The sequence below is a fragment of the Escherichia sp. MOD1-EC6475 genome (assembly GCF_003046645.1).
In the GTDB taxonomy this organism is placed as follows: Bacteria; Pseudomonadota; Gammaproteobacteria; order Enterobacterales; family Enterobacteriaceae; genus Escherichia; species Escherichia ruysiae.
The window spans coordinates 1-23,214 of the sequence record NZ_PZKQ01000032.1; the positions used below are offsets into that span (position 1 = coordinate 1).

Sequence of the window (23,214 nt, forward strand, 5' to 3'; positions counted from 1 at the left end):
GGTTCAGGGGGCCAGTCTAATCACTGATTGCCACTCGGTTTTCATCATACGGATTTAGTTGTGTCTTGACCGTGTAGCCACGCCAGTCCGTTGCGGCACCGCGCATATTATCAATTTCCAGCCCGGCTGCGCCTGGTGCTTTAACCAGAGCGATGGTTTCACCTAACTCCTGACTTAACGTTACCCCTTCGCTGTGTGCCAGAATACCGCCCTTAATGCCATAATTGAGTCGCTGGGAATTTTGGCTGTAATTATAACTGCCGTTCAGTGAACCGTAGGTGCCGTCATAAGACAGCGACATATTACCGCCAACTTCATCATCGTGGCTGTTATAAGACTGCATTAAATTCCAGGACAGATTATTTTTTTCCAGGGCTGTTCCGCTTATTCCTATCTGATGTGAACTGCCGGAATTATCATTTTGTGAAACGGAATACGTAGCGTAGCTATTTCCCCACCAGCCAGATAAAGGCACAGATAAAGAGAGCATGTAGATCTGCTCACTGCTGTTATCACTGGCATAATTATTACTCGTCCCCTGACGAGCGGTATTGGAATAACTCCAGGAGATATTCCACGAGAGACGCTTCCAGCTACTGCTGTAGCCAAATTGCATTAATCGTTCAACATCATCGGTATGCCAGTACTGCTGACGACTTAGTGTCAGGTATACGTTGCCGTAATCTCTTCCCAGCGACTGCGTTAGCGTTCCTTCCACACGACTGCGGCGGTTACCTGTTTGCCAGAAATCGTCAGGGCTGTTGCTCCGTGACGCCCATTCGTTGAGGGTATAGTAGCCTTCAGTGGAATAACGATAGCCAACCAGACGCAAACTGGTGTCCGTATCATCAAAACGTTTCGAATACAGAAAGCGATAGGACTGTCCGGTTTCCGTATCATCATGACTAAATTTTGCACGCGCATGAGTCACATCGAACGAGATAGCGCCCAAAGAACCAAGATCTTTACCCATCCCTAACGCTGCTGATCCATAATTCTCGGCAGCCTGTAAACCACCATATAACGTAAACCCGTGCGGCAGGCCATGAAGGATCTGCGCCTGGATGACATCTGGCGCAAATCCATCTTCATCGCGTAATTCACCCACACTGACATCGACATCCGTTTGACCTTCACGCTTAAGGATTGCCAAAGTGGCGTAAGGTTGGGTGAATCGTTGTTCGCTACCATCTTCTTCCTTGATAGTTACGTCCAAATCTCCCCCCGAACTGGCAGTGTTCAGGTCGGTAATTTCAAAGGCACCTTGTGGAACGGCAGATTGGTAAATCACATAACCACTTTGACGAATGATGACCGTGGCGTTGGACTTGGCAATACCACGCACCACAGGGGCAAATCCATTCTGGCTGGCAGGCAACATATCGTTATCGGTATAAAGACGTGCGCCACGGATTTGTGTGCTGTCGAAAATATCGCTCGCCGTCCAGGTATCGCCGATCATAATCTGGCTTCGTAACGCGGCAATATTACGTTGTATCCAGGTGCTTATAGAGTTGTAATCCGCACGACCATCAGTTGTGTTTAAGGTACTGTAATTGCGTAATCGCCACGGCCCAATATTCAGTCCGTTGCGCAGGTTGAGATAACTGGTATTCGTCTCCTGAGAACCATAATCCGAACGCAGGGTATGTGAACCAGAAAAATCGTAGTTGATGGTGAGCGCATTAATCCCCTCATCCCAACGCGTAGGGCTTATGTAATCGTAGGCCATCGCGTCCATGTAGATTTGGGGAATGGAGATATTCAGTTGCAGTTTATCGCTGTCCAGTTGCCAGGATGAGCCTTCAATGCGTGGCTCAGGATCAATACAGACCGTTTCATCCACATCATTGAGCGATTTCAGTGCATCAACTTTTACGCCAAAGGAGATCAGCGTTTTTTTTATAGCGACAAAGCAGGCGTGTAAATCAGCATCGGGATTATCCTGAACAAATGTCACATCCTGACGTTCAAACATTTTACCGTTGATAAAAATATCAACGCTATAAACGCCGGGAGGCATCATATTTGCCCGGTTAAACTGACGAATGTCGACCCCGGATTGATGGTCGATTTCCAGTAGCGCCGGGTTAAATACGCTGACCTGGGCCATCAGACTATGTGTGAATATCAGACACGTCCCTGCCATCAGGCCAACCGCTATTCTGGTCGTAACCATAATACGCCTATCCTTATGCCATGCTTACAGTGCGTTTTTTAGCGGTTCGCTTATCGCGCCATAATCATTTATGAATCGCCAGGTCATTTGGTTACCCGCAGAATTGGCAGGCAACGGTAAAGAGAGCGTTTCGAAAGGACGGATCATGTTGAGAGGCACATCATGGCCATCAACAATGACATCCATCACACTGATATGAATCGGGTTTGGATTTTCAGCAATCAGATTTTTGCCTTCACGGCGCCACTTAACCTTAGGCGCTGCATCTTCAGGAATAAGTCGAATAGTTGCTGGTCGCCAGAACAGCTTGATACGCGTTTTAACAGCAATTTCCAAAGAGTTAGCCGCTTTATTGGTTGCTGCAGGCGGAATATTTTTGATATTCAGCCAGAAGACGGATTCACGGTCGTCGGGTAATGACATTCCCTTCGTGTGAAGAATACGTAATACTTTTTCTTGTCCGGGTTCAAGTCGGGATACAGGAGGTATAACAGTAAAGGGCGCTTTACTTTTATCATCTTTATTAAACGGATCCACCCATGACTGGATGAGATAAGGGATCTTCTCTTCCTTGCTGAATACAGAAATAGATTTATCTGCATTATTACTTATGTAAACAACCCGCGTACCGCCAATGACAACGCCTGCATAGGTTAATGCTGGCTGGCCTAAAAAAAGGCTTAACATAATCGCGATAAATAATTTGTACCAAAGGGTTGTTTTAAAGAGCCTGATTAAACAACTTTTTCTGGACATAATAACTCCCTGGCCAAAGCCAACTGAATAAAAAGGCTCTGATAAATTATTTCTTATATTCGATAGTAAATTGTGAATCGGCGTTCGCTGTACCCGCCGTTACGACTGCATTTGTTGCAACATAGCGTGCAATAAATTTCATTTCCGCAGCGCCGTTACCATCGATAGTGGTATAAGCTGAGTCGTTATAAAGTTTGACCTGAGAGTTGTCAGCCTGGTTAAAGATACGGATACCAACACCAGTGGCCACAATCGCTGCCCCGGTGCCGGTATAATCACCCGGATCGGCAGCTGTAGTCGGAGTACCCACTTTCAGATCGCCATCGCCGCCAGGTGCTTCTGTACCATCAAAACGAACCGCAGCCTGCGTGTACGTTGCCGGACATTTTTCCAGTTTAATACTGAACTGCTGTGGCGATGCCACGCTGCCTACGCCTGAAAAAGCATTTTTACTGACTTTTCCGAGAGGAACGGTTTGATCCGCTGTATCGGAGGTAACTTCACAACTACTGTCAACAATTTCACCAACAAAGTGAACAACACCATCCTCTGCGAGCGCATGTCCGGCCAGCATTAAAGATGCCAGCGTGAATGCACCGCCAATAATATTACGTTTCATAAAAACTCCATTGATATAATATATCCTTCAACCCGAACCATCACTTATATTAATAAGTGTATTTATGATTCGCGCACATATTACATCAATGAAAAAGCTTTGGCTAAATTAATATCTATAAATCAATCTGAGAATATAAATTTATTATATAAATATTATTCAAATAATAGTAAATCAAGTTCGTAAGCGGACATTAGTAAAAATTCGGAATATATTTATTTAGTTAACTAAATGGAAAATTTATTGGAAATAATTATGAAAAAGGGCCACCCGCTGGCAGCCCTTGCTTACTTAACAGTTAGTATTACTCAACCGTAACCGATTTCGCCAGGTTACGCGGCTGGTCAACATCAGTGCCTTTGATCAGTGCGACATGGTACGCCAGCAGTTGCAGCGGAACGGTGTAGAAGATTGGTGCAATCACCTCTTCCACATGCGGCATCTCGATGATGTGCATGTTGTCGCTGCTCACAAAACCAGCGTCCTGATCGGCAAAGACGTACAACTGACCGCCACGCGCGCGAACTTCTTCAATGTTGGATTTCAGTTTTTCCAACAGTTCGTTGTTCGGCGCAACGACGATAACCGGCATATCTGCATCAATCAGCGCCAGCGGACCGTGTTTCAGTTCACCCGCAGCGTAGGCTTCAGCATGAATATAGGAGATCTCTTTCAGCTTCAATGCGCCTTCCAGCGCGATGGGATACTGATCGCCACGGCCCAGGAACAGCGCGTGATGTTTGTCAGAGAAATCTTCTGCCAGTGCTTCAATACGCTTGTCCTGAGACAGCATCTGCTCAATACGGCTCGGCAGCGCCTGCAGACCATGCACGATGTCATGTTCAATGGAAGCATCCAGACCTTTCAGGCGAGACAGTTTGGCCACCAGCATCAACAGCACAGTTAACTGAGTGGTGAAGGCTTTAGTAGATGCCACGCCAATTTCAGTGCCGGCATTGGTCATCAGCGCCAGATCGGATTCACGCACCAGAGAAGAGCCAGGAACGTTACAGATTGCCAGCGAACCAAGGTAACCCAGCTCTTTTGACAGACGCAGGCCAGCCAGAGTATCTGCCGTTTCACCAGACTGTGACAGAGTGATCATCAGACTGTTACGACGCACGGCTGATTTGCGATAGCGGAATTCAGAGGCGATTTCGACGTCGCACGGAATGCCTGCCAGCGATTCAAACCAGTAGCGGGAAACCATACTAGAGTTGTAAGAAGTGCCACAGGCGAGGATCTGAATATGCTCAACCTTCGACAGCAGTTCATCGGCATTCGGGCCCAGCTCGCTTAGATCAACCTGACCGTGGCTGATACGTCCGGCGAGAGTGTTTTTGATGGCGTTTGGCTGTTCGTAGATCTCTTTCTGCATGTAGTGGCGGTAAATACCTTTATCGCCTGCGTCATATTGCAGATTGGATTCGATATCCTGACGTTTTACTTCCGCGCCAGATTTATCGAAGATGTTTACCGAACGGCGAGTGATTTCCGCAATATCGCCCTCTTCAAGGAAGATAAAGCGACGAGTCACTGGCAACAGCGCCAGCTGGTCAGAAGCGATAAAGTTTTCGCCCATACCGAGGCCAATCACCAGCGGGCTACCAGAACGTGCCGCCAGCAAAGTATCCGGGTTGCGGGTGTCCATAATCACCGTACCGTACGCGCCACGCAGTTGCGGGATAGCACGCAGAACGGCCTCACGCAGGGTGCCGCCCTGTTTCAGTTCCCAGTTCACCAGGTGAGCAATAACTTCGGTGTCAGTTTCAGAAACAAAGGTATAGCCACGCGCTTTTAACGCTTCGCGCAGCGGCTCATGGTTTTCGATGATGCCGTTATGCACCACCACAATGTGTTCAGAAACATGCGGATGCGCATTCGCTTCAGAAGGTTCGCCGTGGGTTGCCCAGCGAGTGTGAGCAATACCGGTGCCGCCATGCAGAGGATGTTCTTCCGCTGCCTGAGCCAGCATCTGGACTTTACCGAGACGACGTAAGCGGGTCATATTTCCGTTTGCGTCGACAACAGCCAGACCGGCAGAGTCATAACCACGGTATTCCAGACGACGTAAACCTTCGAGAAGGATTTCAGCTACATCACGTTGCGCGATCGCGCCAACAATTCCACACATAGTTTTTAATTCCGATTGATATCGTTGTCGGTCAACCTGTATGCCCGATTTTTCGGGCGCCCCGAGCCTTGTAGAGAGTGGGGTTATTTTTATAGTTACTGCTTGTGGGCGGGAGATTATGTTATCTCCTCATCCCTGATGGCCGGATTACCCAGCCAGAATTACTTTTTCTTAACCGGACGACGCCAGCCTTCTTTTTGTGCCTGCGGCACACGGCTGATTGCCAGGGCATTTTCACCAACATTGCGCGTTACAGTAGTACCCGCAGCAATGGTCGCGCCTTTACCAACCGTTACCGGTGCAACAAGTTGGGTGTCAGAACCGACAAATACATCGTCGCCAATAATGGTTTTAAATTTATTCGCACCGTCGTAGTTGCAGGTAATGGTTCCCGCGCCGATGTTAACGTTATCGCCGATTTCCGCATCGCCCAGGTAAGTCAGATGACCGGCTTTCGAGCCTTTACCCAAACGCGCTTTTTTCATCTCAACGAAGTTACCGACGTGTGCGCCTTCCAGCAGCTCTGCACCGGGGCGCAGACGGGCAAACGGGCCAATGGTACAGGCCGCAGCCAGATTCGCGTCTTCCACCACGGTATATGGGCTGATTTCGCAATCATCACCAATCACGCTGTTTTTAATCACGCAACCAGTGCCAATTTTCACGCGATTGCCGAGAGTAACATTACCCTCGATGATAACGTTAGTATCAATTTCAACATCGCGCCCGTGAGTAAGCGTACCGCGCAGATCAAAACGCGCCGGATCGCGCAGCATAACTCCCGCCAGCAGCAGTTTTTCTGCCTGTTCGGACTGATAAACGCGCTCCAGACGGGAGAGTTGCAGACGGTTATTTACACCTTCAACTTCGCTTAAACGCTGCGGATGTACAGCGACAATTTCACGCCCTTCCTGATACGCCAGCGCAATAATGTCGGTAATGTAGTACTCGCCCTGTGCATTATTATTGGTCAGCTTCGCCAGCCAGCGTTTCATATCTGCACCGTTGGCGATCAGAATACCGGTGTTGATCTCCTGGATTTGACGCTGCTCGTCGGTAGCATCTTTATGCTCAACAATGCCGGTAACTTTGCCATTCTCACGGGTAATGCGGCCATAACCGGTCGGGTCATCCAGTTTCACTGTCAGCAGCCCAATGCCACCCTGCGGTTTTGCATCACGCAGGCGCTGGAGTGTTTCGACCGAGATCAGCGGTACATCGCCGTAGAGCATTAAAATGTCTTCATCATCGGCAAAGAAAGGTGCGGCCTGCTGCATTGCATGACCAGTACCCAACTGCTCAGCCTGAAGCACCCAGTTCAGATTGTCATCTTTCAACGACTGTTTAAGCAGATCGCCGCCGTGACCGTAAACCAGGTGAACGTGCGCTGCGCCTAATTCATTCGCAGCATCAATGACATGCTGAACCATCGCTTTCCCGGCAAGGGTATGCAGCACTTTTGGAATATCGGAATACATGCGAGTGCCTTTGCCTGCTGCAAGGATCACTACGCTCATAGCATTATTCAACATACGCGTCCTGACTGTGATTTGAGAACGAATTTAAACCGCTTCACCTTGAAAAAACTACATTTTTTTCATCGTGAAATGGACAGAGGATAAATTGTGCAATAAAGGATTATCCCTACTGACGAAAACACCATTTTCGACCATTGGCGCGTCTTTTGTCTGCATAAAAGTAAGGTAGCACCTTCATTTAAGTGTCTACATGATGTTTTTGCTCTTATTTCGATCAATGAATAAACGAGAAAACCAGCAAAGAATTTCGCTGGTTTATATAAAAAGTGTTAATCGCGGAACATGAATGATCACAGCACAAATCCTGCTGTACTACTATCCAGATGAAAATATGCGCGGCGCACGCAATAAAAAAGCCAGCCTGTTTCCAGACTGGCTTTCGTGCTTTTCAAGCCGGTGTTACATCGCTTTTTTGGTCAACTCGATAACGCGCAGCTGCGCGATCGCTTTGGCCAGTTCCGCAGACGCCTGAGCGTAATCTACGTCGCCGTGAGAGCTGCTAATGTGCTCTTCAGCCTTACGTTTCGCTTCCATGGCTCGCGCTTCGTCGAGATCCTGGCCGCGAATTGCGGTGTCGGCCAGAACGGTCACGTTGCCAGGCTGCACTTCAAGAATGCCGCCAGACAGATAGATAAACTCTTCGTGACCGTGCTGTTTCACGATGCGAATCATACCAGGCTTAATGGCGGTGAGCAGCGGTGCGTGCCCTGGGTAGATCCCCAGTTCACCTTCGCTACCCGTTACCTGGATTTTCTCGACCAGACCAGAGAACATTTGTTGCTCTGCGCTGACGACGTCCAGGTGGTAAGTCATTGCCATATCACCCTCCGATTAAGGCGTTAAAGTTTTTTGGCTTTTTCCACTGCTTCTTCGATGGAACCGACCATGTAGAACGCCTGCTCCGGCAGGTGATCGTATTCGCCTTCCATGATGCCTTTAAAGCCACGGATGGTGTCTTTCAGGGAGACGTATTTACCCGGAGAACCGGTGAATACTTCTGCCACGAAGAACGGCTGGGACAGGAAACGCTGGATCTTACGAGCGCGCGCTACCACCAGTTTGTCTTCTTCCGACAGTTCATCCATACCCAGGATGGCGATGATGTCTTTCAGTTCCTGATAACGTTGCAGGATGGACTGAACGCCACGCGCGGTGTCGTAGTGTTCCTGACCAACCACCAGCGGGTCCAACTGACGGCTGGTGGAGTCCAGCGGGTCAACTGCCGGGTAGATACCCAGAGACGCGATCTGACGGCTCAGTACCACGGTTGCGTCAAGGTGCGCAAAGGTGGTTGCCGGAGACGGGTCAGTCAAGTCATCCGCAGGTACGTATACCGCCTGAACGGAGGTGATAGAACCGGTTTTGGTGGAGGTGATACGTTCCTGCAGAACGCCCATCTCTTCCGCCAGAGTCGGCTGATAACCTACCGCTGAAGGCATACGACCCAGCAGTGCGGATACTTCCGTACCGGCCAGGGTGTAACGATAGATGTTGTCAACGAACAGCAGTACGTCACGACCTTCGTCACGGAATTTCTCAGCCATGGTCAGACCGGTCAGAGCAACGCGCAGACGGTTTCCCGGCGGCTCGTTCATCTGGCCATACACCAGGGATACTTTGTCGATAACGTTGGAGTCGGTCATTTCGTGGTAGAAGTCGTTACCCTCACGAGTACGTTCACCTACGCCCGCAAACACAGAGTAACCGGAGTGCTCGATCGCGATGTTACGAATGAGCTCCATCATGTTTACGGTTTTACCTACACCCGCACCACCGAACAGACCAACTTTACCGCCCTTAGCGAACGGACACATCAGGTCGATAACTTTGATACCGGTTTCCAGCAGTTCCTGAGAGTTTGACAGCTCTTCGTAGGAAGGTGCTGCACGGTGAATCGCCCAACGCTCTTCTTCACCGATCTCGCCTTTCATGTCGACCGGTTCGCCCAGTACGTTCATGATACGGCCCAGAGTCGCTTTACCTACCGGGACTTCGATCGGGTGTTCGAGGTCTTTTACATCCAGACCGCGACGCAGACCGTCGGAAGAACCCATTGCGATGGTACGCACGATACCGCCGCCGAGCTGCTGCTGAACTTCCAGCACCAGACGCTCATTACCATTTTGCACCTCAAGAGCATCGTACACGCGCGGTACGGCATCCTGAGGGAATTCGACGTCAACTACGGCGCCGATTACCTGGACAATCTTTCCAGTAGCCATCTTAAATCCTCTACGAAATAACCTGTTTAAACCGCGGCGGCCCCCGAGACGATCTCGGTGAGTTCCTGAGTAATGCTGGCCTGACGAGCTTTGTTGTATACCAACTGCAGCTCTTTAATCAGGCTGCCGCCATTGTCGGTCGCGGCTTTCATCGCCACCATACGGGCGGCCTGCTCGCTGGCCAGGTTTTCAACCACGCCCTGATAAACCTGAGATTCGACATAACGACGCAGCAGGGTATCCAGCAACGCCTTCGGATCGGGTTCGTACAGGTAATCCCAGGATTTATGTTTCAGATCATCATCATCTGACGCCGGTAATGGCAGCAGCTGGCTGATGGTCGGAACCTGAGACATGGTGTTAATAAATTTGTTGCTGACAATGTAAAGCTTGTCCAGACGGCCTTCGTCGTAGGCCTGCAACATCACTTTTACCGGACCGATCAGTTCGGACAGGGAAGGGTTATCCCCCATGCCGGTGACCTGGGCAACAACATTGCCGCCCACGGAGTTGAAGAACGAAACACCTTTCGAGCCGATCATTGCGAGGTCGCATTGAACGCCTTTGTCGGTCCAGGTCTTCATTTCCGCCAGCAGTTTTTTGAACAGGTTAATGTTCAAACCACCGCACAAACCACGGTCGGTCGACACCACCAGGTAGCCCACGCGTTTAACGTCGCGGTCTTCCAGGTATGGGTGCTTATATTCCAGATTACCGTGTGCAAGGTGACCAATCACTTTGCGCATGGTTTCTGCATAAGGACGGCTGGCCGCCATGCGATCCTGCGATTTACGCATTTTGGAAGCGGCGACCATCTCCATCGCTTTAGTGATCTTTTGCGTGTTCTGGACGCTTGCGATCTTACTACGTATCTCTTTTGCGCCGGCCATGAGCTTCTCCTCAATGCCTTGCGGCCTGCCCTAAGGCAAGCCGCCAGACGTTACCAGGATTGGGTTGCTTTGAAGGAATCGAGGATGCCTTTCAGCTTGCCTTCGATTTCGTCGTTGTAGCCACCGGTCTGGTTGATCTCTTGCATCAACGGAGCGTGATCACGGTCGACGTAAGCCAGCAGCGCGGCTTCGAAGCTGCCGATTTTCGACAGTTCAACATCCGCCAGGTAACCACGTTCTGCTGCGAACAGAACCAGAGACTGCTGCGCAACAGACATCGGCGCATACTGTTTCTGTTTCAGCAGTTCGGTCACTTTCTGACCGTGGTCAAGCTGCTTACGGGTTGCATCGTCAAGGTCGGATGCAAACTGAGAGAACGCTGCCAGTTCACGATACTGTGCCAGAGCGGTACGGATACCACCGGACAGTTTTTTCATGATCTTGGTCTGTGCTGCACCACCAACACGGGATACGGAAATACCCGGGTTAACCGCAGGACGAATACCGGCGTTGAACAGGTTGGTTTCCAGGAAGATCTGACCATCAGTAATGGAGATTACGTTGGTCGGAACGAACGCAGAAACGTCACCTGCCTGAGTTTCGATAATCGGCAGCGCGGTCAGAGAACCGGTTTTCCCTTTCACTTCACCTTTGGTGAAGGCTTCAACGTATTCGGCGTTAACACGCGCAGCACGCTCCAGCAGACGAGAGTGGAGGTAGAATACGTCGCCCGGGAATGCTTCACGTCCTGGCGGACGACGGAGCAGCAGGGAGATCTGACGGTAAGCAACAGCCTGTTTAGACAGGTCATCGTAAATGATCAGCGCATCTTCGCCACGGTCACGGAAGTATTCGCCCATTGCGCAACCGGCATACGGTGCCAGGTATTGCAGTGCTGCGGATTCAGACGCGGTTGCTACCACAACGATGGTGTTAGCCAGTGCGCCGTGCTCTTCCAGTTTACGTACCACGTTAGAAATGGTGGACGCTTTCTGACCGATAGCGACATAGATACATTTGATACCGGAATCGCGCTGGTTGATGATGGCATCGATAGCCAGTGCGGTTTTACCGGTCTGACGGTCACCGATGATCAATTCACGCTGACCACGACCGATTGGGATCATGGAGTCAACGGCTTTATAACCGGTCTGTACCGGCTGATCTACGGACTGACGTTCGATAACGCCCGGAGCGATTGCTTCTACAGCAGAGAAGCCATCGTGATCCAGAGGACCTTTACCGTCGATTGGCGCACCCAGAGTGTTAACCACACGACCCAGCAGGCCACGGCCAACCGGAACTTCCAGGATACGACCAGTACACTTAACTTTCATGCCTTCGGCAAGGTCAGCGTACGGACCCATAACTACCGCACCTACAGAGTCGCGCTCGAGGTTCAGTGCGATAGCGTAACGGTTACCCGGCAGGGAGATCATTTCACCCTGCATACAATCGGCCAGGCCGTGGATGCGGATAACACCGTCACTTACAGAAACAATAGTACCTTCGTTGTGAGCTTCACTCACAACATTGAACTGAGCAATGCGCTGCTTGATCAGTTCGCTGATTTCGGTGGAATTCAGTTGCATGCTCCAGTCCCCTTAAGACTGCAAGACGTCTGCAAGGCGCTCAAGACGACCGCGTACGCTGCCATCAATGACCATATCACCCGCTCGGATGATAACGCCTGCCATTACAGACTTATCGATTTTGCAATTCAGCTTAACTTTGCGTGACAGACGTTTTTCCATCGCAGCAGAAATTTTCGCGAGCTGTTGTTCACTCAATGCAGCAGCGGAAATGACGTCTACCTCAGCGGTAGCCTCACTCACGGCACGCAGGTGAATAAACTGCTCCAGAACATCCGGGAGCGCGTTAAGACGACCATTTTCAGCCATTACCCGAATCAGGTTCTGACCATTTTCGTCCAGTTGCTCACCACAAACTGCGATAAACGACTCGGCGAGCGTTTCTGGCGCTAGCGCGCCAGAGAGAAGCTCTGCCATCTGTTCGTTTTTGGTTACCTCGGCGGCAAACGCCAGCATGTCCTGCCAGCGTTCTACACTTTGGTGTTCGACGGCAAAGTCAAAAGCTGCTTTGGCGTAGGGGCGAGCTACCGTAATAAATTCAGACATCAGCCCCTCCCTCCTTACAGTTCAGCGACAAGTTTATCCACGATGTCGCTGTTAGCAGCTTCATCCACGGAACGTTCGATGATCTTCTCGGCGCCAGCAACAGCCAGGATAGCAACTTGCTTACGCAGCTCTTCACGGGCACGTTTACGCTCGGCTTCAATTTCCGCCTGCGCCTGAGCCACGATTTTAGTACGTTCCTGTTCTGCCTCAGCTTTCGCTTCGTCCAGAATCTGCGAGCGGCGTTTGTTCGCCTGCTCGATGATTACCTGGGCTTCCGCTTTCGCTTTTTTCAGCTGGTCGGTCGCGCTGGCCTTTGCAAGGTCAAGGTCCTTATGTGCTCGTTCTGCGGAAGCAAGGCCGTCAGCAATTTCTTTTTGACGTTTTTCGATGGCAGCCATTAATGGCGGCCATACGTACTTCATGCAGAACAGAACGAACAGGACAAACGCGATGGCCTGGCCGAGGATTGTTGCGTTAAGATTCACAGCACAATGCCTCTATTTAGTTAACGTTCTGATATTGCTCTTTAAATAAAAGCAACGCTTACTACGCGACAGCGAACATCACGTACAGCCCCAGACCTACAGCGATCATCGGGATAGCATCCACCAGACCCATAACGATAAAGAACTGAGTACGCAGCAGAGGAATCAGATCAGGTTGACGCGCTGCGCCTTCCAGGAATTTACCCCCGAGGATGCCGATACCGATCGCAGCACCGATTGCCGCCAGACCCATCATCACAGCGGCAGCCATGTACAGCAGATCCATATTCAGGTTTTCCATGACAGTCTCCAGTTTGTTTCAGTTAAAACGTAGTAGTGTTGGTAAATTAATGTTCTTCAGACGCCATCGACAGATAGACGATCGTCAGAACCATGAAGATGAAGGCTTGCAGCGTAATGATCAGGATGTGGAAAATGGCCCACGGCACATTCAGGATCCACTGTGACCACCACGGCAACAGACCAGCAATCAGAATGAAAATCAGCTCACCTGCGTACATGTTACCGAACAGTCGCAAACCGAGTGAAACTGGTTTGGACAGCAGGCTTACCCCTTCAAGGATTAAGTTGACAGGGATGAACGCCCAGTGATTGAACGGCTGCAGCGTCAACTCTTTCGTGAAGCCGCCGATGCCTTTCATTTTGATGCTGTAGAACAGAATCAGGATAAATACGCCCAGTGCCATCGACAGCGTCACGTTCACGTCAGCAGACGGAACCACACGCAGTGCCGGCAAACCGATCCAGTGCTCTGCGATATACGGCAGCAGATCGATAGGCAGTAAGTCCATCAGGTTCATCAGGAATACCCAAACGAAGATCGTCAGGGCCAGCGGTGCAATCAGCTTGCTTTTGCCATGGTACATGTCTTTCACGCTACCATTAACAAAGCCGATTACCAGCTCAATCGCGGTCTGAAACTTACCTGGTACGCCGCTGGTCGCCTTTTTGGCTACGCTACGGAACATAAGCAGGAACAACAGACCCAGCACCACCGAGAAGAACATGGAGTCAATATTGATTGTCCAGAAGGTGGCTGGGGGGTTTTGTGGATCCACCAGCGAGAATGTACGCAGGTCCAGCTGAAGGTTATTCAGGTGGTGTCCTATGTAATCCTGCGGCGTCATATTTTCTGAAGCCATGATGCCTTTTACCCTTTGTTGTTAATTACAGCCGGTGCCAGTATCTGAACCACCAGCACCAAAACCCACGTAACGATCAGCGGCAAGAATACCGCCTTTAAAACCGCCAACGCCACCACCAGTAACACCAACATCGCCAGAACTTTGAAAGCTTCGCCAAATGCGAATGTCCAGGCCACCCGGCCTTTCGCTGGTGTATGCGCCTGGTGACGCCAGGCAAATATCATAAACAAAACGTTAGGCAGAAAGACTGCCAGGCCCCCGCTTAATGCAGAGACGCCCCAGAAGGGGTCTTTGAGGCTGAACAGCAATCCACTTGCTATCACCGCCAGTAACTGAACGAGCAGAAGCTTCCGAGCAACGTTTCGACTCAAGAGCGACACAGACATCACGTTTTTCACTCCTGCTCCCTTCGAGGTATGCCGCGTGTCGTATAAAACTTTCTTTAAGGCTTAGAGTCAAGCATCAAAAAGCGGTCAAATTATACGGTGCGCCCCCGTGATTTCAAACAATAAGTAGCCAAAAGGTGAATAAATGTTTAAATATTTTTCCAGTGCATACAATTGCGACTTTTCTGCTAACCATGCCAGATCATGAAAAACTGTAAATAACGCGTAAACACTGGTGGTAAAGAGTGCTTCAGATCACAGATTGAGCATGTTCGCGCACAGCATATTTATTTACTTGGCAAATGATGCCATTGCAAGTTTCTGATATTTCAGTCTAAAAACAGATACTGTTTTCATAAATGGCATTTACATAACAAAAACCAGGCATTGACATTCTTAATAATATTTTAACAGCGAATTATGGTTCTTAGCGCCGATTTTTAGCAGACTGATATTTTCACCGATGACTTATTTCCTGCTTACCCAAAAAAGCCACGTTAGATCACTGATGCAAAATGGTAAACGTGGCGTTAAATGTAACCAGTTATATCAGTAGAAAACCTGGTTGTTGTTAACAGTCAAACCGATAAATTTTTTATGATTTTTTTGATAAAAATTAAATTTTATTTGCTTTAATCACAACCAAATGGCGTTCGCCATCCAGAGCCGGAACCTGAAGTTTAACCACTGATTCAACCTGATATTCTGCAGGCAATAGGGCTATTTCATCTTCCGGCATTTGTCCTTTCAGCGCATAGAAGCGGCCTTGCTCACCTGGAAGATGGTGGCACCAGCTCACCATATCGTTCAGAGAGGCAAAAGCACGGCTAATTACACCATCAAACGGTGGCTCTGACGGAAACTCTTCTACCCTACTCTGTACCGGCTCAATGTTCTCAAGTTTCAATTCATGTTGAACCTGACGCAGGAAACGCACGCGTTTACCGAGGCTATCCAGTAGTGTGAAGTGAGCGTCAGGGCGTACGATAGAGAGAGGAATGCCGGGCAGACCCGGGCCGGTGCCGACATCAATAAAACGTTCACCTTGCAGATAAGGTGCAACGACAATGCTGTCGAGAATATGGCGTACCAGCATCTCATTAGGATCGCGTACCGAAGTCAGGTTGTACGCTTTGTTCCATTTGTGCAGCATATTTACGTAGGCAATAAGCTGATTTTTCTGGTGATCGGTAAGCGAAATTCCTGCGTCTTTCAGCAGTGAAGAGAGTTTATTGAGCACGGTGATTACCTGTTCTTGATGCGTTGCCTGGTAAGCAGGTGCTTACCAGGCATTTTTAATGCGTTATGCGCTACGACGCAGCATACCCTGTTTTTTCAGCCATACCAGCAGAATGGAGATAGCCGCAGGCGTGACGCCAGAAATACGCGAAGCCTGACCGATAGAGGCCGGTTTGTGATCGTTGAGTTTGGCGATCACTTCGTTAGAAAGACCGGATACCTGGCGGTAATCCAGCGTCGCAGGCAGCAAGGTATTCTCGTTACGCAGCTGCTTTTCGATCTCATCCTGCTGACGCGCAATATAACCTTCGTATTTAACCTGAATCTCAACCTGTTCCGCCGCCTGTTCGTCTGTCAACGCAGGAGCAAACGGCGTCAGTGTAGTTAATTTGTCATAGGTCATTTCCGGACGACGCAGCAGATCTTCACCACTGGCTTCACGGGAAAGCGGTGCAGTCAGGTGAGCATTCACTTCGGCTGCAGCTTCCGCAGACGGCGTTACCCAGGTCGATTTCAGACGCTGACGCTCACGCTCGATGTTCTCAAGCTTCTCGTTAAAGCGCGCCCAACGTTCATCATCAACCAGCCCCAGCTCACGACCAATTTCAGTCAGACGCAGGTCTGCGTTATCTTCACGCAGCATCAGTCGATATTCTGCGCGCGAGGTAAACATACGGTACGGTTCTTTGGTTCCTAAAGTACACAGGTCATCGACCAGTACGCCAAGGTAAGCCTGGGATCGCGCTGGTGCCCAGCCTTCTTTGTCAGCAGACAGGCGAGCGGCGTTAAGGCCGGCCAGCAAACCTTGCGCTGCAGCTTCTTCGTAACCGGTAGTGCCGTTAATCTGACCAGCAAAGAACAGCCCCTGAATAAACTTGCTTTCCAGCGTCGGTTTCAGGTCACGCGGATCGAAGAAGTCATACTCAATGGCATAACCCGGACGCACGATTTTCGCGTTTTCCATCCCCTGCATGGAGCGGACGATTTGCATCTGCACATCGAACGGCAGGCTGGTGGAGATGCCGTTCGGATAAATTTCGTTCGAGGTTAGCCCTTCCGGCTCAAGGAAGATCTGATGCTGATTTCTGTCAGCGAAGCGCATGACCTTGTCTTCGATCGACGGACAGTAGCGTGGGCCGACACCTTCGATCACTCCGGCATACATCGGACTACGATCGAGGTTACTGCGGATCACATCATGCGTTTTCTCGTTGGTATGGGTGATATAGCACGGCACCTGCTGTGGATGCTGCGCTGCGTTGCCCATAAACGAGAACACCGGCATTGGGTTATCGCCATGCTGTTGCGCCAGCACGCTAAAGTCGATAGTTCGAGCGTCAATACGCGGCGGCGTACCGGTTTTCAGACGACCAACGCGTAGTGGAAGTTCACGCAAACGGCGTGAGAGCGGAATGGAAGGCGGATCGCCAGCACGACCACCGCTGTAATTATCCAGGCCGATATGGATCTTACCGTCAAGAAAAGTGCCGACAGTAAGCACAACTGCTTTAGCACGGAATTTCAGCCCCATTTGGGTGACAGCACCGACCACACGATCGTTTTCGACAATAAGATCCTCAACCGCCTGCTGAAAGATCATCAGGTTCGGTTGATTCTCAAGTGCAGTACGTACCGCCTGACGATAGAGCACACGATCCGCCTGTGCTCGGGTTGCACGAACCGCCGGCCCTTTGCTGGCGTTTAGTATCCTAAACTGAATACCTGCCTGGTCGATCGCTTTTGCCATCAGACCGCCGAGTGCATCCACTTCTTTTACCAGATGTCCCTTCCCAATACCGCCGATTGCCGGGTTGCAGCTCATCTGCCCCAGGGTGTCGATATTGTGTGTCAAAAGCAGAGTCTGTTGACCCATACGCGCCGCAGCCATCGCGGCCTCGGTGCCTGCATGACCCCCGCCAATGATGATGACGTCAAAAGGATCCGGATAAAACATGGTGATTGCCTCGCATAACGCGGTATGAAAATGGATTGAAGCCCGGGCCGTGGATTCTACTCAACTTTGACGGCTTGAGAAAGACCTGGGATCCTGGGTATTAAAAAGAAGATCTTTTTATTTAGAGATCTGTTCTATTGTGATCTCTTATTAGGATCGACCTTGTCTGTGGATAACGCAGATCTATCTTTTAGGATCAACAACCTGCTGAGGATCATTAGCTGTGAATGATCGGTGATCCTGCTCCGTATAAGCTGGGATCAGAATGAGGGGTTATACACAACTCAAAAACTGAACAACAGTTGTTCTTTGGATAACTACCGGTTGATCCAAGCTTCCTGACAGAGTTATCCACAGTAGATCGCACGATCTGTATACTTATTTGAGTAAATTAATCCAGGATCCCAGCCATTCTTCTGCCGGATCTTCCGGAATGTCGTGATCAAGGATGTTGATCTTCAGTGTTTCGCCCATCTGTTTCGCACCGGAATTTTTGAGTTCTGCCTCGAGTTTATCGATCGCACCACAAAAAGTGTCGTATTCACGACTACCAATACCGATTGCGCCAAAGCGTACCGCAGAAAGATCGGTTTTTTGTTCCTGCAATGCTTCATAGAAAGGAGAAAGGTTGTCCGGGATATCTCCGGCGCCGTGGGTAGAACTGATAACCAGCCAGATCCCAGAGGCAGATAAATCTTCTAACAACGGACCGTGCAGCGTTTCGGTGGTAAAACCCGCCTCTTCCAGCTTTTCAGCCAGGTGTTCTGCTACATATTCGGCACCGCCGAGGGTGCTGCCGCTGATAAGAGTGATATCTGCCATAAACCGCCACCTTTATTAAGAGTGGCGTATTGTACGCTGTGAACGCGCTGGGATCTACCTGTGGAAAAGTATGGGATTAAAAAAGCCGATCATGGCTTGATAGTACGCATGATCGGGTTCTGCAGGACGATCAGTGTTTCAGTGGACTGAATTTCATCAATTGTTTGGATCTTGTTGATAAGTACATGCTGGAGGGCATCGATCGAACGGCACATCACTTTGATAAAGATGCTGTAGTGCCCGGTGGTGTAGTAGGCTTCGGTGACTTCGTCGAGGCTTTCCAGTTTTGCCAGAGCGGAAGGATAGTCTTTGGCACTCTTCAATATAATGCCGATAAAGCAACCTACATCATAACCGAGCTGTTTCGGGCTAACGTCGATACGCGCACCGGTAATGATCCCCGCCTGCTTCATTTTCTCTACACGAACGTGAATCGTCCCCGGGCTGACGCCAAATTGTTTCGCCAGTTCAGCGTAAGCGGTGCGCGCATTGCCCATTAATGCTTCCAGGATGCCACGGTCCAGATTGTCGATTAGATAATTTTCCATAGGATTTTCTTATTCATATTGATGATTCATTCTATTTTAGCCTTCTTTTTTAATGAATCAAAAGTGAGTAAGGCTTTTTATTGAATGATTATTGCATGTGTGCTGGTTTTTGTTGCTTAATCATAAGCAACAGGACGCAGGAGTATAAAAAATGAAAACCGCTTACATTGCCAAACAACGTCAAATTAGCTTCGTGAAATCTCACTTTTCTCGTCAACTGGAAGAACGCTTAGGACTGATTGAAGTCCAGGCGCCAATCCTTAGTCGTGTGGGGGATGGCACGCAGGATAACTTGTCGGGCTGTGAAAAAGCGGTGCAGGTAAAAGTGAAAGCTCTGCCTGATGCCCAGTTCGAAGTGGTTCATTCACTGGCGAAGTGGAAACGTCAGACGTTAGGGCAACACGACTTCAGCGTGGGCGAAGGGCTGTACACGCACATGAAAGCCCTTCGCCCCGATGAAGACCGTCTTTCCCCGCTGCACTCGGTTTATGTTGACCAGTGGGACTGGGAACGCGTAATGGGCGACGGCGAGCGTCAATTCTCGACTCTGAAAAGTACCGTAGAGGCGATCTGGGCGGGAATTAAAGCAACCGAAGCTGCTGTTAGTGAGGAGTTTGGCCTGACACCGTTCCTGCCGGATCAGATCCACTTCGTACACAGCCAGGAATTACTGTCTCGTTATCCGGATCTTGATGCCAAAGGGCGTGAACGGGCGATTGCGAAAGATCTTGGCGCGGTATTCCTCGTCGGGATTGGCGGCAAGCTGAGTGATGGTCATCGCCACGACGTGCGTGCACCGGATTATGATGACTGGAGCACTCCGTCAGAACTGGGCCATGCAGGTCTGAACGGCGATATTCTGGTGTGGAACCCGGTGCTGGAAGATGCGTTTGAACTTTCTTCTATGGGGATCCGCGTGGATGCCGATACGCTGAAGCACCAACTGGCGCTAACCGGTGACGAAGATCGCCTGCAACTGGAGTGGCATCAGGCGCTGCTGCGCGGTGAAATGCCGCAGACCATCGGCGGCGGTATCGGTCAGTCTCGTTTGACCATGCTACTGCTGCAACTGCCGCATATCGGCCAGGTTCAGTGTGGCGTTTGGCCTGCGGCAGTTCGTGAGAGCGTCCCTTCTCTGCTGTAATAATTTATCGCCGCCAGCGTCTGAGCAGGCGGCTTCGCATCCCGGTACCAAAGCGCCAGATATGATCGAAAATGCGCATGATGCCGGGTTTGCCGTGTGCCGACATCGCCACGGCATGAAAGCGATGCTGATGTACCCGCTGCAACTCTTTCACTTTACTCGTCACGTCGTCAGGCAACCGCTGGGCGATAAAATCAGAAATCACCACCGCATCGGCGTCAAACCATTCCCGACTTTGCAAGCGTTCCATAATGGCGCGAAAACAACTGGCAAGATCGGTGCCGCCACGAAACTGCTGGCTTAAAAAGCGAATCGCTTGTTCGATGCCTTGTGAGCTTGAAAGCTCATAACGGACGATCTCGGTGGAAAATAACATAATAAAGCAGCGCCGGTTTTCAGCGAGGGCAATGCGCATTAATGCCAGGCAGAACGCTTTCGCACACTGTTCATTAAAGCCGCCCATTGAGCCAGAAGTATCCACGCAGACAATAAACGGTCCGCGCGGCTGTTCGTCGTAATCTTTATGTACCACCGGGCGTTCGATAACTTTTTCACGCCACGACTCACCGTGCAGGCGATAGGTGAGTAACTGCTTTTCCACCAGCCGACGGTAAAATTCATACTCCAGTTCAGTTATCCCAAGCGTCGCCAGTTCCGGCGGTAGAAGGCGTAAAATATCATCGCTTTGTTGCAGACCATCAACCTGCTCAGGAACGGTCGCCGGTTCGCGCACCATGGTGCGGAAGGTTTCCATCTGCGCATCGTTGCGGGGTATTGATTTGGCTTCCCGCGAACGCCCCAGCTGTTCCGCCAGGCGCTTCAGTTCCGGCTGTTCGTTAAGAAATTCACCGTATTTTACAATTAACTGATAGTCGCCGCGTTTAAGCTGACCAGCGCTCATATCCCACAGACGACCGGCTGCGGTGTTGTTTTCTGCCAGAATCGGTTCAAGCTGCCCACTTAGCGTCATGCGTTCCTGAACTTCACTCAACAGTTGTTCGCGTTCTTCTTCTAATAACTGTTGATTTAACGTCGTCGCTTGCACGATCAGACTTAAGCGCCAACGCTGGAGAAAAAGCGTGTGTAATGCCGGAGTGATCGTGCTGTTGGCATCAACCAACTGCTGGGCTTGTTCGGCCCACGGGGAATTCAGTCGATGCAGTAAGTCCAGTATCTGCGGTAGTTGCACAATAAATTGCGGCGTGGAAAGAAGCTGGCTTTGCTGATAGCACATGACCTCTTCCGTGAGTTCCTGCGGAACTCTGGCATCTTTCAGCCGACTGCGCAGCGCCTCACGCCAGCGGGGAATATCATCAGTGATTGCCGCCTTCAGTCGTGGGAATTTTTCAAAGAAGACCGCCAACTGCGGCGAGGCCAACAGAGCGATGATCATCTCTTCGATCAATCCCTCTTCGCTGACGGCCAGCATCACATTGAGCGTATCCAGTGTTAGCATTGTTGCGCCTGGCGAATCTGGGTGCCGACATCCTGTAGGCTGGCTTCAATGCGACCTAACCAGTCGCTATGGATAAACAGACATTTTTGCTGTTCGCTGAATAAGGCGTGTTGCTTGCGCCAGTCGCTTTCAAGATCTTCTAGTTGTTGTTTTATTTCGCTGGGTAGCCCCTCTGCCGATGCGCCGGGCAGCGCCAGAGTCGCCTCCTGCAAACTCACATCGCGTACCACCAGATGTTGGGCGCTATCAACTTCCATATTTAGCTTCTGGGCAAAACCGATACCATTTAATTTGCCGCGAATCTCGCCGCCTTTGTTCAGCCACAGTTCCAGCGCGCTACGCTCAAAAGCGATATGAACAACTTCCATATCATGCAATTTTAATGGTTTTTGCAGCAACAGGGTCAGTGTGGAGGCGGTTATGTTGGCTGGAAGTTGATACTGCGGGCGACGGCTGAACATGCCACCCTGACGAATCACCGTAAAGGCTGTTTTATCGCTTTGTTGTTGCTGAAGTTGCAGGCGACGCTGCACAATTGCACTCAGTCGCGTCAGCATTTCCTGTTGCTGCCACGCATGACTGGTCATCAATACGTCAATTTGTTGTTGAATTAAATTCAGACTTTGGGCGTCATACCACAGGCAATCTTTCAGCAAGATGAGATCAATCGGGGCAACCGCGCTGCGACCGCTAAAAAAGGCGCTGGCCTGCAATAAGCGGATCGCTTTTTTCCAGCGACGGTCGGAGACATAAGGCGCATCCGGTAATTTATCCAGTTGCTGACGCAGCATAAAAATCAGCTCAAATACATGATCGGGCAGCGTAATTTCACCAATCTCTTTCTGCCAGCGTTCGTATTCTTCATCCGTGACCTGCAAGGATGGCGGAACGGGATTGTCGTTTTCATCCTGTTGGCTGGTCAGCATGGAGCGAAAATTCGTTTTATCCTGCACTTTATCTAACCACAGACGAATCAGCATACGGTCATATAACGCTTCCAGGCTGCTGTCTGCTTCTGGCAGTTCGTTGGATGCCGCCACCAGCAGACGCATAGGGATTTTTTCAACATGTGCGCCGTTGCGGAAGTGGCGTTCATTAATAGCGGTTAGTAGGGTATTAAGAATCGCTGGCCCGGCTTTCCAGATCTCATCAAGAAAGACGATTTCCGCTTCCGGCAGGTAGCCGCTGGTTAAGCGTTCATAGCGTCCCTCATCTTTTAACGCCTGAATAGAAAGGGGGCCAAAAACTTCTTCCGGTGTGGAGAAGCGGGTCATCAGATATTCAAACGCTCGCGCATTCTGGAAGGCGAATTTTAAGCGCCGGGCGATTAAACTTTTAGCAATACCTGGCGGGCCAAGCAGGAATACGCTTTCACCACTTAATGCCGCTAACAAACACAGGCGGATGGCGTGGCTACGTTCATAAAGCCCTTTTTCCAGCGAACTGCTCAGACGGGAAATTCTTTCCGCTAATAAATGAGGGTGAGCCATAATGAAGTGGCGTCCTTTCGTCAAAAGTTCTGCGTAAACTGCGAGTAT

At 50.2% G+C, this 23,214-nt stretch carries 20 protein-coding genes and 1 pseudogene; 1 reads left to right on the forward strand and 20 read right to left on the reverse strand.

The genetic code is table 11. The features are described from left to right. Nucleotides 1-19 precede the first annotated feature (19 nt). The 18 genes and pseudogenes from lpfC-O113 to asnC form a co-directional block, all read right to left on the reverse strand. Nucleotides 20-2,179: pseudogene (gene lpfC-O113, locus A7589_RS11555) on the reverse strand (long polar fimbrial usher protein LpfC-O113); the annotation flags it as partial. Between the two features lie 24 nt (nucleotides 2,180-2,203). Continuing rightward, nucleotides 2,204-2,935: a long polar fimbrial chaperone LpfB-O113 gene (lpfB-O113, locus tag A7589_RS11560; protein WP_000088108.1), complete on the reverse strand. Its 732-nt coding sequence runs from the start codon at nucleotides 2,933-2,935 to the stop codon at nucleotides 2,204-2,206. A 46-nt stretch (nucleotides 2,936-2,981) separates the two neighbouring features. Then, nucleotides 2,982-3,554, reverse strand: a complete 573-nt coding sequence (lpfA-O113, locus tag A7589_RS11565; protein ID WP_000827801.1) for a long polar fimbria major subunit LpfA-O113 — start codon at nucleotides 3,552-3,554, stop codon at nucleotides 2,982-2,984. Nucleotides 3,555-3,858: 304 nt separating this feature from the next. Beyond that, nucleotides 3,859-5,688: a glutamine--fructose-6-phosphate transaminase (isomerizing) gene (gene glmS, locus A7589_RS11570; RefSeq protein WP_108188842.1), complete on the reverse strand. Its 1,830-nt coding sequence runs from the start codon at nucleotides 5,686-5,688 to the stop codon at nucleotides 3,859-3,861. A 161-nt stretch (nucleotides 5,689-5,849) separates the two neighbouring features. Continuing rightward, complete coding sequence (gene glmU / locus A7589_RS11575) at nucleotides 5,850-7,220, reverse strand: bifunctional UDP-N-acetylglucosamine diphosphorylase/glucosamine-1-phosphate N-acetyltransferase GlmU (RefSeq protein WP_000933710.1); 1,371 nt, start codon at nucleotides 7,218-7,220, stop codon at nucleotides 5,850-5,852. 405 nt (nucleotides 7,221-7,625) lie between these two features. Further along, complete coding sequence (locus tag A7589_RS11580) at nucleotides 7,626-8,045, reverse strand: F0F1 ATP synthase subunit epsilon (protein WP_001251965.1); 420 nt, start codon at nucleotides 8,043-8,045, stop codon at nucleotides 7,626-7,628. A gap of 20 nt (nucleotides 8,046-8,065) precedes the next feature. After that, the gene (gene atpD, locus A7589_RS11585) at nucleotides 8,066-9,448 is read right to left on the reverse strand and encodes a F0F1 ATP synthase subunit beta (protein WP_000190506.1); all 1,383 of its coding nucleotides are present in this window, start codon (nucleotides 9,446-9,448) and stop codon (nucleotides 8,066-8,068) included. A gap of 26 nt (nucleotides 9,449-9,474) precedes the next feature. After that, nucleotides 9,475-10,338, reverse strand: coding sequence for a F0F1 ATP synthase subunit gamma (gene atpG, locus A7589_RS11590; RefSeq protein ID WP_000896498.1), 864 nt, complete (start codon nucleotides 10,336-10,338; stop codon nucleotides 9,475-9,477). Between the two features lie 50 nt (nucleotides 10,339-10,388). After that, nucleotides 10,389-11,930, reverse strand: coding sequence for a F0F1 ATP synthase subunit alpha (gene atpA, locus A7589_RS11595; protein WP_001176745.1), 1,542 nt, complete (start codon nucleotides 11,928-11,930; stop codon nucleotides 10,389-10,391). A gap of 12 nt (nucleotides 11,931-11,942) precedes the next feature. Beyond that, nucleotides 11,943-12,476 carry a F0F1 ATP synthase subunit delta gene (gene atpH / locus A7589_RS11600; RefSeq protein ID WP_001288587.1) on the reverse strand — a complete coding sequence of 178 codons (534 nt, stop codon included), beginning with the start codon at nucleotides 12,474-12,476 and terminating at the stop codon, nucleotides 11,943-11,945. A gap of 14 nt (nucleotides 12,477-12,490) precedes the next feature. After that, nucleotides 12,491-12,961 (reverse strand): F0F1 ATP synthase subunit B, encoded by a 471-nt coding sequence (atpF, locus tag A7589_RS11605; protein WP_001052219.1) that lies wholly within the window; start codon nucleotides 12,959-12,961, stop codon nucleotides 12,491-12,493. Nucleotides 12,962-13,022: 61 nt separating this feature from the next. After that, the gene (gene atpE / locus A7589_RS11610; RefSeq protein ID WP_000429386.1) at nucleotides 13,023-13,262 is read right to left on the reverse strand and encodes a F0F1 ATP synthase subunit C; all 240 of its coding nucleotides are present in this window, start codon (nucleotides 13,260-13,262) and stop codon (nucleotides 13,023-13,025) included. A 46-nt stretch (nucleotides 13,263-13,308) separates the two neighbouring features. Continuing rightward, complete coding sequence (atpB, locus tag A7589_RS11615; RefSeq protein ID WP_000135622.1) at nucleotides 13,309-14,124, reverse strand: F0F1 ATP synthase subunit A; 816 nt, start codon at nucleotides 14,122-14,124, stop codon at nucleotides 13,309-13,311. A gap of 8 nt (nucleotides 14,125-14,132) precedes the next feature. After that, the gene (gene atpI, locus A7589_RS11620) at nucleotides 14,133-14,513 is read right to left on the reverse strand and encodes a F0F1 ATP synthase subunit I (protein ID WP_000116663.1); all 381 of its coding nucleotides are present in this window, start codon (nucleotides 14,511-14,513) and stop codon (nucleotides 14,133-14,135) included. 616 nt (nucleotides 14,514-15,129) lie between these two features. Beyond that, entirely contained in the window at nucleotides 15,130-15,753 is a 624-nt protein-coding gene (gene rsmG, locus A7589_RS11625; RefSeq protein WP_000932852.1) for a 16S rRNA (guanine(527)-N(7))-methyltransferase RsmG, read from the reverse strand. 63 nt (nucleotides 15,754-15,816) lie between these two features. Next, nucleotides 15,817-17,706, reverse strand: coding sequence for a tRNA uridine-5-carboxymethylaminomethyl(34) synthesis enzyme MnmG (mnmG, locus tag A7589_RS11630; protein ID WP_000499771.1), 1,890 nt, complete (start codon nucleotides 17,704-17,706; stop codon nucleotides 15,817-15,819). Between the two features lie 378 nt (nucleotides 17,707-18,084). Beyond that, nucleotides 18,085-18,528 carry an FMN-binding protein MioC gene (gene mioC / locus A7589_RS11635; RefSeq protein WP_000763744.1) on the reverse strand — a complete coding sequence of 148 codons (444 nt, stop codon included), beginning with the start codon at nucleotides 18,526-18,528 and terminating at the stop codon, nucleotides 18,085-18,087. Between the two features lie 89 nt (nucleotides 18,529-18,617). Further along, entirely contained in the window at nucleotides 18,618-19,076 is a 459-nt protein-coding gene (gene asnC / locus A7589_RS11640; RefSeq protein ID WP_000432970.1) for a transcriptional regulator AsnC, read from the reverse strand. Between the two features lie 151 nt (nucleotides 19,077-19,227). On the opposite strand from asnC, the gene asnA reads away from it, so the two are divergent. Next, a complete protein-coding gene (asnA, locus tag A7589_RS11645; protein ID WP_000845138.1) occupies nucleotides 19,228-20,220 on the forward strand; it encodes an aspartate--ammonia ligase in 993 nt (330 codons plus the stop codon). Between the two features lie 4 nt (nucleotides 20,221-20,224). Here the strand turns inward: asnA and viaA are convergent, their stop codons facing one another. Both viaA and ravA read right to left on the reverse strand, forming a co-directional pair. Continuing rightward, on the reverse strand, nucleotides 20,225-21,676 hold the full coding sequence (gene viaA / locus A7589_RS11650) for an ATPase RavA stimulator ViaA (protein WP_108188843.1): 1,452 nt from the start codon (nucleotides 21,674-21,676) through the stop codon (nucleotides 20,225-20,227). Then, complete coding sequence (gene ravA, locus A7589_RS11655; protein WP_010350991.1) at nucleotides 21,670-23,166, reverse strand: ATPase RavA; 1,497 nt, start codon at nucleotides 23,164-23,166, stop codon at nucleotides 21,670-21,672. Before ravA ends, viaA begins: the two co-directional genes overlap by 7 nt. Nucleotides 23,167-23,214 lie beyond the last annotated feature (48 nt).

Coding starts and splice junctions, on each gene's coding strand:
- atpE (WP_000429386.1), bottom strand. CDS start 13,262: ATGGAAAACCTGAATATGGATCTGCTGTACATGGCTGCCGCTGTGATG.
- glmU (WP_000933710.1), bottom strand. CDS start 7,220: ATGTTGAATAATGCTATGAGCGTAGTGATCCTTGCAGCAGGCAAAGGC.
- atpA (WP_001176745.1), bottom strand. CDS start 11,930: ATGCAACTGAATTCCACCGAAATCAGCGAACTGATCAAGCAGCGCATT.
- viaA (WP_108188843.1), bottom strand. CDS start 21,676: ATGCTAACACTGGATACGCTCAATGTGATGCTGGCCGTCAGCGAAGAG.
- mnmG (WP_000499771.1), bottom strand. CDS start 17,706: ATGTTTTATCCGGATCCTTTTGACGTCATCATCATTGGCGGGGGTCAT.
- atpG (WP_000896498.1), bottom strand. CDS start 10,338: ATGGCCGGCGCAAAAGAGATACGTAGTAAGATCGCAAGCGTCCAGAAC.
- atpH (WP_001288587.1), bottom strand. CDS start 12,476: ATGTCTGAATTTATTACGGTAGCTCGCCCCTACGCCAAAGCAGCTTTT.
- asnC (WP_000432970.1), bottom strand. CDS start 19,076: ATGGAAAATTATCTAATCGACAATCTGGACCGTGGCATCCTGGAAGCA.
- mioC (WP_000763744.1), bottom strand. CDS start 18,528: ATGGCAGATATCACTCTTATCAGCGGCAGCACCCTCGGCGGTGCCGAA.
- glmS (WP_108188842.1), bottom strand. CDS start 5,688: ATGTGTGGAATTGTTGGCGCGATCGCGCAACGTGATGTAGCTGAAATC.
- atpI (WP_000116663.1), bottom strand. CDS start 14,513: ATGTCTGTGTCGCTCTTGAGTCGAAACGTTGCTCGGAAGCTTCTGCTC.
- ravA (WP_010350991.1), bottom strand. CDS start 23,166: ATGGCTCACCCTCATTTATTAGCGGAAAGAATTTCCCGTCTGAGCAGT.
- atpD (WP_000190506.1), bottom strand. CDS start 9,448: ATGGCTACTGGAAAGATTGTCCAGGTAATCGGCGCCGTAGTTGACGTC.
- A7589_RS11580 (WP_001251965.1), bottom strand. CDS start 8,045: ATGGCAATGACTTACCACCTGGACGTCGTCAGCGCAGAGCAACAAATG.
- lpfB-O113 (WP_000088108.1), bottom strand. CDS start 2,935: ATGTCCAGAAAAAGTTGTTTAATCAGGCTCTTTAAAACAACCCTTTGG.
- asnA (WP_000845138.1), top strand. CDS start 19,228: ATGAAAACCGCTTACATTGCCAAACAACGTCAAATTAGCTTCGTGAAA.
- lpfA-O113 (WP_000827801.1), bottom strand. CDS start 3,554: ATGAAACGTAATATTATTGGCGGTGCATTCACGCTGGCATCTTTAATG.
- atpB (WP_000135622.1), bottom strand. CDS start 14,124: ATGGCTTCAGAAAATATGACGCCGCAGGATTACATAGGACACCACCTG.